Annotated in this window: 9 protein-coding genes; 7 read left to right on the top strand and 2 right to left on the bottom strand. The window is 49.3% G+C overall.

Annotated features, from left to right (window positions below; all coding sequences use genetic code 11):
* Positions 1 to 17 precede the first annotated feature (17 nt).
* Both NSS79_RS29165 and NSS79_RS29160 read left to right on the top strand, forming a co-directional pair.
* Positions 18 to 908 (top strand): ROK family protein, encoded by an 891-nt coding sequence (locus NSS79_RS29165; RefSeq protein ID WP_342437169.1) that lies wholly within the window; start codon positions 18 to 20, stop codon positions 906 to 908.
* A 97-nt stretch (positions 909 to 1,005) separates the two neighbouring features.
* A complete protein-coding gene (locus NSS79_RS29160; RefSeq protein WP_342437168.1) occupies positions 1,006 to 4,809 on the top strand; it encodes a GH32 C-terminal domain-containing protein in 3,804 nt (1,267 codons plus the stop codon).
* A gap of 139 nt (positions 4,810 to 4,948) precedes the next feature.
* Here the strand turns inward: NSS79_RS29160 and NSS79_RS29155 are convergent, their stop codons facing one another.
* The gene (locus NSS79_RS29155; RefSeq protein ID WP_340896622.1) at positions 4,949 to 5,422 is read right to left on the bottom strand and encodes a DUF2798 domain-containing protein; all 474 of its coding nucleotides are present in this window, start codon (positions 5,420 to 5,422) and stop codon (positions 4,949 to 4,951) included.
* A gap of 137 nt (positions 5,423 to 5,559) precedes the next feature.
* Here NSS79_RS29155 and NSS79_RS29150 point away from each other — a divergent pair, with 137 nt between their 5' ends.
* Positions 5,560 to 5,976 carry a MarR family transcriptional regulator gene (locus NSS79_RS29150; protein ID WP_038596294.1) on the top strand — a complete coding sequence of 139 codons (417 nt, stop codon included), beginning with the start codon at positions 5,560 to 5,562 and terminating at the stop codon, positions 5,974 to 5,976.
* An 895-nt stretch (positions 5,977 to 6,871) separates the two neighbouring features.
* Entirely contained in the window at positions 6,872 to 9,118 is a 2,247-nt protein-coding gene (locus tag NSS79_RS29145; RefSeq protein ID WP_340896624.1) for an AraC family transcriptional regulator, read from the top strand.
* Between the two features lie 95 nt (positions 9,119 to 9,213).
* On the opposite strand, the gene NSS79_RS29140 is transcribed toward NSS79_RS29145, so the two are convergent.
* On the bottom strand, positions 9,214 to 10,098 hold the full coding sequence (locus NSS79_RS29140; RefSeq protein WP_038596286.1) for a carbohydrate ABC transporter permease: 885 nt from the start codon (positions 10,096 to 10,098) through the stop codon (positions 9,214 to 9,216).
* A 295-nt stretch (positions 10,099 to 10,393) separates the two neighbouring features.
* On the opposite strand from NSS79_RS29140, the gene NSS79_RS29135 reads away from it, so the two are divergent.
* From NSS79_RS29135 to NSS79_RS29125, 3 genes are all read left to right on the top strand, one after another.
* Positions 10,394 to 11,335, top strand: coding sequence for a sugar ABC transporter permease (locus NSS79_RS29135; RefSeq protein WP_076113213.1), 942 nt, complete (start codon positions 10,394 to 10,396; stop codon positions 11,333 to 11,335).
* A gap of 85 nt (positions 11,336 to 11,420) precedes the next feature.
* Entirely contained in the window at positions 11,421 to 12,968 is a 1,548-nt protein-coding gene (locus NSS79_RS29130; RefSeq protein ID WP_342437167.1) for an extracellular solute-binding protein, read from the top strand.
* Between the two features lie 102 nt (positions 12,969 to 13,070).
* Positions 13,071 to 14,225 (top strand): glycoside hydrolase family 88 protein, encoded by a 1,155-nt coding sequence (locus NSS79_RS29125; RefSeq protein WP_340896627.1) that lies wholly within the window; start codon positions 13,071 to 13,073, stop codon positions 14,223 to 14,225.
* Position 14,226: the final 1 nt, after the last annotated feature.

The raw sequence follows: 14,226 nt of genomic DNA, 5'->3' as shown, positions 1-14,226 counted from the left end.
CGGGAGGGTTAAGTGACATGCGTATAGGAGCGATTGAAGCAGGCGGGACGAAATTCGTATGCGGGATCGGGGATGAATATGGGAGATTTGAACATCGGATCAGCTTTCCGACTGAACATCCGGATCAGACCTTGCCCAGAGTCATAGAGTATTTTCAAGACAAAGGGGTAGAAGCAATGGGGATTGGATCATTTGGTCCAATTGACATCCGCCAAAACAGCCCGACCTATGGTTACGTTACGACAACACCTAAGCCGGGGTGGGGGAATTACGATCTGCTCGGGACTTTAAAGCGAGCCTTTCCGGTCCCGTTCGGCTTCGACACTGACGTGAATGCGGCGGTATATGGCGAGGTGAAATGGGGGGCTGCTCAAGGCCTGTCAAGCTGCTTGTACATTACGGTAGGCACGGGCGTTGGCATCGGCGTGTATTCGGAAGGCCAATTAGTTCATGGTCTTGTACATCCTGAGGGCGGGCATCTGTTGACTAGGCGCCATCCTGAAGATGATTTCGTTGGTAGTTGTCCTTACCATGGAGACTGCCTCGAAGGGATGGCGGCAGGTCCTGCTATTGAAGCCAGATGGGGGAAGAAAGGCCATGAGCTTCCGGTGGATCATAGAGCCTGGAAGATGGAAGCCTTCTACATCGCCCAGTCCATAACGGATGCTATTCTACTGCTCTCTCCGCAAAAAATAATTTTGGGCGGCGGGGTTATGCAGCAGCCGCAGCTGTACCCACTTATCCGGGAGGCTGTGCTCCTGAACCTGAACGGATATGTCAGTTCAAGTGCCATTCTGGACCACATGGAGGAGTACATTGTTTCTCCGGACCTTGGCCAGCAGGCAGGGTTAGGCGGCGCTCTGGCATTGGGACTCACAGCATGGAATAATCGAGTTTCTTCTATATAATATAGCAAAAGATAAGGCCGGCCAGTTATGATGCGTAATTGGCCGGCCTTGCTCTTAGTAAAGGCGACATATCATTTACAGGAAGAGAGGGTAAAGGATGAACCGGAAATCAAAATTTGCACTAACCATTCTGTTGGCTGCGGGAGTCATGATAACTTCAACAGGGATTGTTGCCGTTAATGAGGATACAGGCTGGGCCGCACCGGCAGAGCAGAAGTCCGGCAGACTGACAAAGGAGGGGCTTTCTATTTCTGAAACCGTTACCAAAGCTGCTGCAAATTTGACGGGCTGGCGAATAGCCGGCAAAGGCAAGCTGGAGGATACATCAGAAGGGCTTCTGCTGACATCCGATCCTGAAGAAAAAGTGCTGGCGATTTCCGAAACGTCAGCAGATGATTTTATATATGAGGCTGATGTCATGATCAAGGACCGGCAGCCGGAGGCTGCGCTGCTTTTCCGTTCCAGCGGGGAGGGTCAGCGTTCATACATGCTGCAAATCGTACCGGATGCCGGACTTATCCGCTTAAAAGACGGAAGCAGCGGAGAAGGCAAATTGTATGAGGAACGTAAGGTTTCCCTGGTACAAGGTGAAATCTACCATCTTAAAGTGAAAGCGGAAGGGTCCCTACTGAAGGTGTATTGGGGGAATCAATACAAGCCCGTGATTGATATCCAGGACAATGCACATCTCTCCGGACGGCTTGGACTCCAGGTCTCGGGTGGAACGGCCTTGTTTCAAAACGTTAACGTAAGCGATCTGAAGGGGAATCTGGATACGGTGTTGGCAAGTCAGGGACAGTGGCAGCCGGATATCAGCGGTGAAAAAGGGACCTCTGTAAATCAGAGCAAGGCGCAGCAGATCTATAGCAGGCAAGCTGCTGATCTGGTGTATGAAGGAGTGATCTCATTTCGTTCCGCTGCTGTTGCAGGCCTGGCCTTCCGTTCCTCTTCTGACGGTGCGAAGGGATATGAAGCCTCTCTTGCGAAAGAAGGAAATCAGGTACATGTCACTTTAACAAAAGCAAACGGCACAATAATTGCCAGTTCCAAGCGGACTTATCCGAGTCCAGCGGGGGCAAAACATGCGGTGGAAGTGCAGGCGAAGGGGAACCGGATTCAGATTTTCGTGGACGGGTATACTCCGGCAGCAATAGATGTTAAGGACAGTTCATATGCTACCGGATACGCCGGACTTGTCGTAAATCATGGAACCGCTTACTTTCAAGACACCTATGTTACGGACGCTGGCAGTTACAATAATGAAAAATACCGGCCCCAGTATCATTATACGCCGATCCGCGGTGCTGTTAGTGATCCGAACGGGCTTGTCTATTTCGAAGGGGAATATCATCTCTTTCATCAGGATGGAGGCACATGGGCTCATGCTGTCAGCAAAGATATGCTGAACTGGAAACGCCTGCCGATTGCCCTTCCATGGAATGAGTACGGCCATGTCTGGTCCGGGTCTGCTGTGGCAGATTTGAAGAATGCCTCCGGTTTGTTCTCGGATTCAGGCGGCAAAGGCCTTCTTGCCTACTACACCTCCTTTAATCCGGATGCCTCTAACGGCAACCAGCGTATAGGTCTGGCCTACAGCAAGGATCAGGGGCGGACATGGGAAACTGCCAAGGATCGTCCAATTGTCATTGAGAACCCCGGAAAGAACGGAGAAGAACCCGGGGGATGGGACTTCCGTGATCCCAAGGTGATCCGTGATGAGGAGAATAATCGCTGGGTCATGGTGGTATCGGGCGGTGATCATATCCGCTTTTTCACATCAACTAATTTGCTCGACTGGACGTTGACCGATAATTGGGGGTATGGGGATTATGTCCGTGGCGGGGTGTGGGAATGCCCCGACTTGTTTCCGCTTACTGTACAGGGAACGACAGAGAAGAAATGGGTTCTAATGATTAGTACAGGAGCGAACCCGGCAACAGGGGGTTCAGATGCGGAATATTTTGTAGGGAGCCTGACTAAGGAAGGTAAATTCGTGAACGACAACCCGGCTGGAACCGTGCTGAGGACAGACGCCGGCAAAGAGTTTTATGCATCTATGTCCTTCTCTGATATGCAAGACGGCCGCAGAGTGATGCTGGCTTGGATGTCCAACTGGGATTATCCCTTCGCCTTTCCCACATCTAACTGGAAGGGAGAGCTGACGATCCCGAGAGAAGTTACCCTAATCAACACCCAAGACGGAATTCGTCTGGCCCAGAGTCCGGTGAAGGAGCTGGAATCCCTGCGCAGTGAACTTTATTCCGCAGCTAACAAGGTGGTCAGTCCTTCTTCTCCTAATCTGCTGAAAGGCATGACCTCAGGTGCCTATGAAATTGAAGCTACCCTGGAGATTCCCGCCGGCAGCAGCGTATCGGAGTTCGGCTTCAACGTACGTGAGGGAGCAGATCAGAAGACAGTTGTAGGTTATAAGCCGGGCGGGAGCACAATGTTTGTGGACCGCTCTCTTTCCGGGGAAACAGATTTCTCCACCCTGTTCAGTACGAGACATGAAACGAAAATGCCGGCAGAGAACGGCCAAATCAAGCTGCGGATTCTGGTGGATGAATCTTCGGTTGAGGTTTTTGTAAATGGCGGGAAGTCCGTGTTCTCCGAGGTCATTTTTCCGGACCCGGCCAGCAGGGCAATGAGTTTCTATAGCAAGGGCGGCAATGTGAAGGTTGTTTCTCTGAAAGTCTATAAGCTTGGATCGGTATGGAATCCTGAGTCGGGTTCGGCAACCCGGATTGTGCTGGATACCAGTGACCGTGAACTGGGGGTTGGGCAAAGCGAAACAGTGCAGGTGATCGTAGAAAACGGACCCGGCAACGGCGCCCAGTCGCTGAAGTGGAAGTCCAGCAATGAAGATGCCGTAATCATAAAGGCGGCAGGTAATTCCCGTGCAACCCTTGCGGCGAAAAAAGCGGGCGAGTCCATCATTACGGTATCTACACCGAATGGAAAGGCATCCGCAAGTTTTGATGTGAAAGTGTTCGGCGGAACATTTCATACCAACCTCAGCGGCTGGACGCAAGACGTGTCCAAGGCTTCTTGGCTAGTTAGCGGGGATGGAATTCGCGGAAATCACTCCAGCGACGCAAATTATGTTGCTGAGGAGAAGGCGGGAAACTTCTCGTACGAAGCCGAGATGAAACTTGGCAAGTCGGGAGGTGCAGGCTCCCTTCTGTTCCGTGCAAGTCCGGACGGACGCAGCGGCTATTACTTGAATCTGGATCCTAATATGAAGGCAATCCGTTTGTTTTACAAAATGGATGGACGTTTTGAAGAACGGCAGGTTCTGGCGAAAGTTCCAGCCTTCATTCTGCCGGACCGGACGTATAGTTTAAAGATACAAGCGGACGGACCTCATATTGTGGTGTATCTGGGCGGGCAGAAAATAATGGATCTGAAGGACGGAACCTTTGCAGCAGGCCATTTTGGACTTCATGTATTCGGCGGAACTGTCTCCTACCAGAATGTAAATGTGAACGGGGCAGCAGCGGAGAACTTGATAACATCAAGCCTGGTGAACGAATCGTTCCGGAAATCCATTTATACAGCAAATCCGGTGAAGGGTGAAGCTGTAACGGTCCGGGATGCAAATGAAATATCCGATCAGAAGTGGATATTTGTGCCGACGGGAGATGACGCTGATTCCTACTCGATCCGTACGGGCTCGGGTCAAGCCCTTGATCTGAACACAGAACACAATTCAATTCAGCTTTATGCTTATCTGGGTTACAATAATCAGCGCTGGATCATCCATAAGAATGGGGATGGTTCAGCATCCATCCTCTCTGTCCATAATCAGTTGGCGCTGGCTGTCTCTGAGGATGGCTCGAAGCTGACGTTAGAGGCTCCTCAAACCGGTGAAGCCCGTCAACAATGGCTTATTGAGTTTTGAATGTATATTCAGCGCAGTAGAAATTACTTGTAATACGTTAAACAGTCCCGATGCAGATCAAAGGCATCGGGACTATTTTTATTGCTGGAAAGCAAGGATAGAGAATTTAAATTTGCTTGCCGTGGCGATCAAGCAAAGCCTATGCGCTTTGCACAGCACTGTTTACCGGGTAGATCCGGGTGAACAGGAAGCGGGTCAGCGGCCCTACAACAATCAGCTGCAGCGGCAGGGCGCAAATGATGTTCAGTCCGGCAGTGGACAGATAGTGACGGAGGAAGTTGTCTCCGAATCCGTAGTGTGCTAGTGTGCCATATAGGGACATGCAGAGCACCATACCGCAGACCATGAAGAAGGAAATGAACAGCACCTTTTTAATCATAGGATCGGCCGGTTTAACCAATCTAAAGGCCAGACCTTTGGCCGCTTTACTGACGATGACAACATCACAGAATAAGGCGACGACGAGTGCAGGAAGTAGACCGATCGCAACATCACGGAATAAGGTATGGGTTAAGCCAGCGTTTAACATCACGTTGTAAAAGCTCATTCCTACGACCATCAACACGCACATCATACAGGTGAATACTAAAGCTTCTTTCTTGTTTCTGCCCATTGCTCAAACTCCCTTAACATTAAGTTTTTCAAACTTCACTCATAATATCAGGGGGCGGAAATACTGTCAACCTGGTTGACAAAAATGCAATCTGATTGTTTATTTTAATTGTATCTTTATATTGGGGGCCTTTTTTTTTGAAAGACTATATCCTTGGTTTGAACTTGATAGATTTAGTCAGTGAGAAGCATAATGCTCTGCGGGAAAAAGTAAATGAAACCAGCGGTGAGCAGCTGAACAAGACTGAGACACATATTCTGGCGAAGCTGGAGCTGCATGGCATGCTCACAATTTCGGAGATCAGCAGGCAGATCAGCATTTCCCGCCAGGGTGCGCAAAAAACAATTAACGTTCTGCTGGCTGAAGGATATGTGGAAACCGCCGTGGTAGAAGGGAACTCCCGTGACAAGCATATCGTACTCACTCCCAAAGGTATTGCAGTCTGCCGGAGCATGCTGGAGATCAAGCAGAGCATCGAGGCGGAGATCGCCGCCAAAATTGGCCGGGACCAGGTGGAAACGTTGAGAAAGCTGCTTACGGAGGATTGGCTCTGAGATTGTAAGGGTCTGCTGAGGAGCTGAGGAACTGATGAGCTGAGGAACTGAGGAACTGAGGAACTGAGGAACTGAGGAACTGAGGAACTGAGGAACTGAGGAACTGAGGAACTGAGGAACTGAGGTTCTAAGACTCTGAGGTTCTAAGCACTCAGGCTTCTAGTTTCTAAAGTTCGCAAATTAGTTCAAGATGAAACGTTGCATTGGGGGGCGCTGTAAGTTGTAACGGACTGAGGAGACGCTATTGTCCCGAAAAACGCCAATTATTGATACAAGCGGACCGCAGAGACGTTATTTCAGCAAAAATACAGCTGCCGCGCAGTAAAATAAGCACATTAGGTCGCTGGGGTCCGCAAGACTCTGCCATTAGCCCGATTTCAGCAAATAACGTCGCTGGAGTCCGTAACGGAGGAGGGAGGGTGCTGCGAGATGAAGCAGATGCCACTAGCTCGATTTCAGCATATAACATCTCTGGAGTCCGTTACGAATAATGGTGGCGGGGAGGGCAGTTTGGTCACCAGCAGAGTGAGCGCAGCTGCCCTCCCGCAGGATTTCCAAAGAAACCCCGCCCGGGAGCCTATAGAGATTTCGGATTCAAACGTACAACGCCGCGCATCAAGGATCTGAGTGTTCTGATCCAATTCTCAACTGCTCGCGAAGCCGGATGTGTGAATCCGATAAATAATTTTTTTCGGATTAGATGAGTTCGATAAATCAAGATTCCCGGTGGCTTACGGTGAGCCTTTTTGTTTTGGGCGGGATTTTTCCTTTTCCTGTCTAGGCAGGAAAGAAGCTTGCAGGTTCAGCGGGTGTTATGCACACGTTAAAAATCCTTGGATTTCGATTCGTGAAAACGCTATAATTGAAAATGATTACTTATTGAAGGAGCCTATCTATGAAAAAAGGCAGGATGTTTTATAAGATTTTTATTCCGATTCTGGTATTGGGCATCGGCCTCGTCATCAGCTTCGGCAGCTATATTTATTTGACGACGATTCATTCGGTTATTGATAGTGTTGCCAGCGGCAAGCAAAGCCTGATTACCCAAATCAAAAATACGCTGGAGCAGAAAATTAAAACCATAGAGTATGCCTTCAATACTTACAGTACGACCAGTTCCTTCAGCGAGGTCGTCAACAATCCGATGACAGAGGAGGACTTTCAGGCGTACCGGGATATCAATTCCCAGCTCAACTATATCGCTACGATGGGGATGGATGTCGGCGTAAAATATTCGCTGATCAGTCTGGTGCAAGACTGGAAAATTTCTGATGGAAGCCTTTCTCTTCTAACAGAGGAAAACCGGAAGAACCTGTACGAAAGTTATATCAACAATCAGAACAAGGGATTGTTCTGGATCAAGACGGATAAAGGAATCCGTTTTGTGAATACGCTTCCTGTATTCTCTCAGAACAAGCAGGCGATTGGCCTAGCCGATATTTCGCTGCAGACACTGCGGAATATCCTGCAGACGGAGGACAACACCACAGTGTTCATTCTGAACCGGCAGGGTGAGCTGCTGTATGAATCGGCAACCGGGAAGAACCTGTTGACCAGCGGGCAAATGCAACGCATCACCAATATTGCCGAGAATGAAAGCCAGACTGGGACAGTAGCCCTGGAGAAAGCCAATTATCAAAAGGTTGAAGCCATTTATGCCAAATCTTCTTATAATAATTGGATTTATGTCACGCTTCTGGACCAGCAGGAAATCTCCGATGCCCTGGCCACGACCCGTTTCGGCTTAATCATCCTCGGAGTGGTGATCACCCTGCTAATTGTTGTGGTGGCCTATGTAATCTCCGTGCATTTCACCAAGCCGATCCGCCAGATTCAGCGCAGGCTGGCGGTCAGCACCCAGCCGGAGGACAAGAATGAGATCGACTGGATTATCAATTCGATTGATACGATTCTGTCGGAGAAGGAAAGTCTGGAGGGACTTTTGGAGTCAGAATTGCCGCAGCTGGAAACGCAGTTTATGCTGAACCTGTTCCGCAGCCGGATTACCCCCGAAGAGCTGGAGCTCAATATGTCCCGCTTCGGTTATTCCCCCACGGAGGATTCAGTGTATTCCACGATGCTGATCCAGCTTGATAATTACGGGGAACGCCAGGCCAGTGACAAGGATCTGCTGCTTGTCGCAGTCAACAAGATGGTGGAGGAATTGATTCCGAAAGCGCGGAGAATGATTCCGATCTTGCTGAATGACCGGACGCAGGCAACCATTCTGATCTATGAGGGAATGAATGAGCAGGAACACCGGAAGCAAGCGCTCGAGGACGCGAAGAAAATTATCAAAACAGTCAGGGATATCCTGAAGCTGTCAGTCAGTGTCGGCATTAGTAATCTCTATCAGGATTTGGCCTCCAGCAAGGAAGCCTGCGAAATGAGTAAGCAGGCGCTGCATCATCGTCTGAATCTGGGCAAAGAGTCGATTATCTTTTATGAAGATATAGCAACGGTTATTTCAGGTCCTGTCCTGCTGCATTATCCGGTAGAACTGGAATCACAGCTGTTCGACGCCATCCGGCTCGGGGATGAGGAGCTGGTATCGCGATCCTTGTACCCGCTTCTCGGCGAAATGATGAAGTATAGCAAGAACCCGCTCAATTTCGAAGTTACCCTGATCCGGTTCGTGAATAATCTGATTCAGCTGGAACAATTGATTGGCGTAGAGGTGCTGCTGACTCAGGACAATTATGCCTTGTATCACCGGCTGCTGGATATCCGCAATCCGGAGGAGATTGAACGCATTCTGGTGAATGAAGTCATCCGGCCGATGGTAACCAGCATGAAGGAGAAGACGACCCGCCAATTCCGCAGCCTCTCCGACCAGATTGCCGCCATTGTGCGCGCCGAATTTGATCAGGAGCTGTCGCTGGAGATTATCGGCGAACGTCTGCATTACAGTCCGAACTATTTGAGCAGCATCTTCAAGAAGGAATTTGGTGTAACCTTCAGTGAATATGTCATGAACTACCGGCTGGAAATGGCCAAGAAATGGCTGGTGGAGAGCGAGATGACCATTAAGGAGATTGCTGAGCGGTTGCAATATCATAATCCGCAGAACTTCATCCGCTCCTTCCGCAAGAAGGAGCATGTGACACCCGGTGCATACCGCGCAATGAAACAGGACAAGTAGGCGGTGGAATAGACGAAAACAGCCAGTCTCCGGGTTGCCGGAGACTGGCTGTTTTCGTTGCTTGCAGGTTGTGAGAAGGCGAAGCTTATAGCAAATCAGCCTTTTACCGCGCCCAGCAGTGCGCCTTTCGTGAAGTGCTTCTGCACAAACGGATAAGCAATCAGCATCGGGACGGTGGCAACAACGATAACTGCCATCTTGATTGTTTGTGGAGGAGGAATGACATCGACTGAAGTATTCTCTCCCTGCATCCCGCTGGAGACGATAACAATCTGGCGCAGCAGCACCTGAATCGGCCATTTCACAGAGTCTGTGATATATAGAAGGGCGGTAGTGTATGTGTTCCAGTAAGCCACCCCGTAGAACAGGGAGAGGGTCGCAATCGAAGGCAGCGCAAGCGGCAGCATGATTTTGAGGAATACGCCAAAATCATTGGAGCCGTCGATCTTGGCTGACTCCTCGAGACTGTCCGGAAGCGCCTGAAAGAAGTTGCGCATGATGATCAGGTTAAAGGCATTGATGGCCACGGGGAAAATCAGCGACCAGTAAGAATCAATGAGTCCGAAATATTTAACAACGAGGAAGGTAGGGATCATACCGCCGCTGAACAGCATGGAGAACACCACAACAAAATTGATGAGGTTTCTTCCATATAAATATCTGCGGGATAATCCGTAGGCCATCAGAGCTGTAAGAACCATACTTACCACCGTACCTACCAGAGTGACTCCAATGGATACGGACAGGCCTTTAAAGATCGTGGATGTTGACAGGATATAGCGGTAAGCGTCCAGGGAGAAGGTGGTCGGGAACAGAATGAATCTCTTCTCCACTACTTCCTGTGTTGAGGCAAAGGAACTGGCAAATACATTGATAAAGGGTAAAAGACAGATGAGTGAAATGAGTGACAGCAGGGTGGTGTTTACTATGGTAAACAGCCGGTTGCCCAGAGATTCTTTTTTGAATGATGATTGCGCCATACGGTTTTCCTCCTTGTAATCGTTTCAATGAAACTTTATCAGGGGCGCTGTATTCCGTATATAATCATTAGCAATGGCTTTATTTAGGTTAGAAAAACGGGTTGATAGAGGGCATGATCTTTATGTATTATAGTAATCCCATTAAGGGGTAGAAGCTAAAAAAACAGCATAACAGCGCGGTTCGAGCCTCCTTCGTAACTAATGATTATATACGTAATCAGCAAATGACCGTAATCTGGGAATCGTAAAGAAACGCGATCAAGGAGGCCGAACATTGAAAGAGGCAAATGTCACCATGGAGTTGAACGCTGCGCCGGTGAGGAGAAAGCGAACCCCGCACAGCCTGCTGAGTTTAAAAAGACACAAGCTATTGTATCTGATGATACTGCCGGGATTTTTGTATTTTGTAATTTTTAAGTACCTGCCTATGGGCGGAATGATTATCGCCTTTCAGGATTATCAGCCGTATCTGGGCATCACGGGAAGTCCTTGGGTGGGGTTCAAGCATTTCGTCCGTTTGTTTACGGAACCAACCTTCTTTATGCTGCTGCGCAATACACTCATCTTGTTTGCGCTAAATATTGTAATCTTTTTCCCGCTGCCGATTATTCTGGCGCTGATGCTGAATGAGGTCCGGAACAAAATGTTCAAGAGTGTGGTTCAGACCATCATTTATATCCCGCATTTCCTGTCATGGGTTATCATTGTCTCCATTACTTATGTATTCATGAATGTGGACGGCGGGGTACTGAATGAGATGATTGCCGCGATGGGCGGACAGAAGATTAGCTTCCTGACTTCGCCAGAGTGGCTGCGCACCGTGTATATCGGACAGATCATCTGGAAAGAGCTTGGCTGGTCGACCATTATCTATCTGGCAGCCATTACTGTAGTAGATACCCAATTATATGAGGCTGCGGAGATGGATGGTGCAGGGAGATTGCGCAAAACCTGGCATATCACGTTGCCGGCGATTCGCCCGGTAATCATCACCTTGCTGATTCTGAAAATCGGACATACGCTGGACCTTGGATTTGAGCACATGTATCTCTTAATCAACTCCCTGAACCGCGAAGCTGGCGAAATCTTCGATACTTATATATACACCGCCGGTCTCAAGAATGGCCAATTGAGCTTCAGTACTACTGTCGGCCTGTTCAAAGGCGTGGTTGGTCTCGTCCTTGTCATGCTGTCAAATAAGCTGGCTAAGAAGGTCGGAGAAGACGGCGTATATTAAGCAATACACACTGAATTCAACCTCCGCCTTCTTGGCGGGGGTGGAAGATACAGCAACACCATTATGTATAAAAGGGGTAGTGTACATGAATCGCAATTACAAGAAGCTTGCAGCTTTGATGTTGTGCAGCGGGCTTATGCTCACAGCTTGCGGGGGTAACAACAATAACGCTAATAACGGCCAGGCTGAAGCTACGAATGCAGGGGCAAATTCATCCGGAGCAGCCGAAACGACTGCCAAAGCCAAGATTAGCTGGATGAACATGCTGCATACGGCATCACCGCCAACAGACACTGTACTGAACAAAATTGAAGAATTGACGAATACGGAAATTGAATTCTCCTGGGTTCCGGATCCATCCAAAGAAGAACGCATCAATACCGCACTCGCTTCTGATTCCCTCGCGGATATGGTCACCCTGACGATCCTGGATAACTCTTCGGTCCGCAATGCCTTGAAAGCGGGTGTGTTCTGGGAAGTGAGTCCTTATCTGGATGAATTCCCGAATCTGGCGGCGATCTCCCAGGAAACCCGGACTTCGGCCTCGATCGAAGGAAAGCTATATGGCATCCCATTCCAGAAAGCGGTAGCCAGAAATGGTGTCGTTATCCGCAAGGACTGGCTGGATAAGCTGGGTCTAGCAGTGCCGAAGACTACAGACGAACTGATGGAAGTTGCGAAAGCGTTTACGGAGAAGGACCCGGACGGCAACGGCAAAAAGGATACAACCGGCTTTATGGACCGCAGCGACCTCGTCTACGGAGCGTTCAAAACATTGAGCTCTTATTTCGGAACACCAAACATCTGGGCTGTGGATGATGCGGGCAAGATGACACCGGAGTTCGATACGGAATCTTACATTAAAACCATGGATTATATGAAAGCTTTGTATGAAGGCGGCTATATCAACCAAGACTTTGCCGTAACGGCCAAAACCGACCAGCAGCAAAACTTTGCACAAGGTAGAGCCGGAATTTATGTAGGTGCTCTGTTTGACAGCAAAAACCTGATGAAAATGTCCAAGGGTATCCAGGATAACATGGAGCTGGTTATGGTCAATGACATCACCTCAACGGGCAATGAAGCGGACCGTGCGATTTGGGCGGGCGCCAACGGCATCGGCGGCTTGCTGTCCTTCCCGAAATCGGAAGTTAAGGATGAGAAAGAGCTGAAGCGTATTCTGCAATTTGTGAACGATACCATGAGCGATGAAATCTACGCCCTCATGACTTACGGTATTCAGGATGTTCATTATACGGTGGATGCCGATATGGCTGTTACTATTAAAGATGCCGATCTTTGGCAGCAGGAAGTGCAGCCGTTCGCGTCCTCCCGTGTAAAAGAAACCGGATATAAGATTCATGATTCCGATCCGCTCAAGGTTGAAGCCGAGCGGCTGATCGAAGAAAATGCCAAGTATGGGGTACTTAATCCTGCCTTTTCGCTGGAATCCGAGACCCACACAACCCAAGGCTCTGAGCTGACAAAGATTGTTACGGATGCCACCTATAAATATATTCTCGATAAAATCGACTTGAACGGCTATAAGTCCGAGATTGAAAAGTGGAAGAAATCAGGCGGCAGCAAGATTATTACCGAATACGAAGCTGCTTACAAAGCAGTTAACCCTTAATGCAGCGAAAGCTGCCGGAACTATGAATTAAGCATAGCAAAGAGGTCCTATCCGCCGATGATGGCGGATAGGACCGTATTTTATCCAACCAAGGAGGAACACATGGCAAACACGAATAAATCTTCAGCAAACTTGAACTGGGCTGTAAAGATGGCGGATTCCATCATGGAACGGACGCCTAGATTATATGAGGACAAAGGGTATCAGGGCAAGTGGTCTTATGATTACGGTGTTATTCTGAAGGGCTTCGAACTGCTGTGGAAACAGACCGGTGAAGCGAAATATTACCATTATATTCAGGAAAACATGGACTATTTCATCGGGGAAGACGGTTCAGTGAAGGGCTACCGGCTCGAAGAATACAATATTGATCATCTCAATAACGGAAAGCTGCTGTTCGTTCTTCACCGGGAAACAGGCCAGGAGAAATACAAAAAGGCAGCCGCATTGTTAAGAAAGCAAATCACAGCGCATCCCCGGACCTCGGAAGGTGCATTTTGGCATAAAAAAATTTATCCCTACCAAATCTGGCTTGATGGCTTGTATATGGGATCACCCTTCTATCTGGAGCATTTGCTCGCCTTCGAAGAAGGGAAAGGTCTGGATGATGTAACCCGCCAGTTCATCCTGTGCGCGCGCCATACCAAGGACGAACACACGGGACTCTTGTATCATGCCTGGGATGAACAGCGTGTTCAGCCGTGGTGCGATCCTGAAACCGGACTGTCACCGAATTTCTGGGGGCGCTCCCTGGGCTGGTATGTGATGGCGCTGGCCGATGTGCTTGAGCTGCTTCCTGCCGAACATGCCGATTACGGCACGCTGGTGAGTATTCTTCAAGATACGCTCTCCACTTTGCGCAAGTACCAGGATCAAGACAGCGGGGTATGGTATCAGGTTGTCAATGAGGGTGGACGCAAAGGCAATTATTTGGAGGCCTCCGCTTCCAGCATGATTACCTATGCGATCGCCAAGGGCCTCCGGCTTGGTCTGCTGGATAACAGCTGGCTCGAAACGCTGGACCGCGCCTATCAGGGGCTGATCGCGGAATTTGTGCTTGTGACGAACAGCGGCTGGGCTAACTTGAACAAAAACTGCCAAGTCGCCGGACTCGGCGGGGATGAGCGGAGAGACGGCAGCTACGCCTACTATATCAGTGAGCCGATCATCACCAATGATCAAAAAGGGCTTGGCGCATTCCTGCTTGCTTGCGGGGAGTACGAATTCCTGCAGCGTCCGGCCGCCGGGAAGGAATAGG

Source organism: Paenibacillus sp. FSL L8-0436 (assembly GCF_038593025.1).
GTDB lineage: Bacteria > Bacillota > Bacilli > Paenibacillales > Paenibacillaceae > Paenibacillus_AQ.
This window is presented reverse-complemented; position numbering and strand designations above follow the sequence as displayed.

Bases quoted from the DNA above. Each gene is read 5' to 3' on its own strand.
- NSS79_RS29140 (WP_038596286.1), bottom strand. From the start codon at position 10,098: ATGGCGCAATCATCATTCAAAAAAGAATCTCTGGGCAACCGGCTGTTT.
- NSS79_RS29165 (WP_342437169.1), top strand. From the start codon at position 18: ATGCGTATAGGAGCGATTGAAGCAGGCGGGACGAAATTCGTATGCGGG.
- NSS79_RS29160 (WP_342437168.1), top strand. From the start codon at position 1,006: ATGAACCGGAAATCAAAATTTGCACTAACCATTCTGTTGGCTGCGGGA.
- NSS79_RS29155 (WP_340896622.1), bottom strand. From the start codon at position 5,422: ATGGGCAGAAACAAGAAAGAAGCTTTAGTATTCACCTGTATGATGTGC.
- NSS79_RS29135 (WP_076113213.1), top strand. From the start codon at position 10,394: ATGGAGTTGAACGCTGCGCCGGTGAGGAGAAAGCGAACCCCGCACAGC.
- NSS79_RS29145 (WP_340896624.1), top strand. From the start codon at position 6,872: ATGAAAAAAGGCAGGATGTTTTATAAGATTTTTATTCCGATTCTGGTA.
- NSS79_RS29125 (WP_340896627.1), top strand. From the start codon at position 13,071: ATGGCAAACACGAATAAATCTTCAGCAAACTTGAACTGGGCTGTAAAG.
- NSS79_RS29130 (WP_342437167.1), top strand. From the start codon at position 11,421: ATGAATCGCAATTACAAGAAGCTTGCAGCTTTGATGTTGTGCAGCGGG.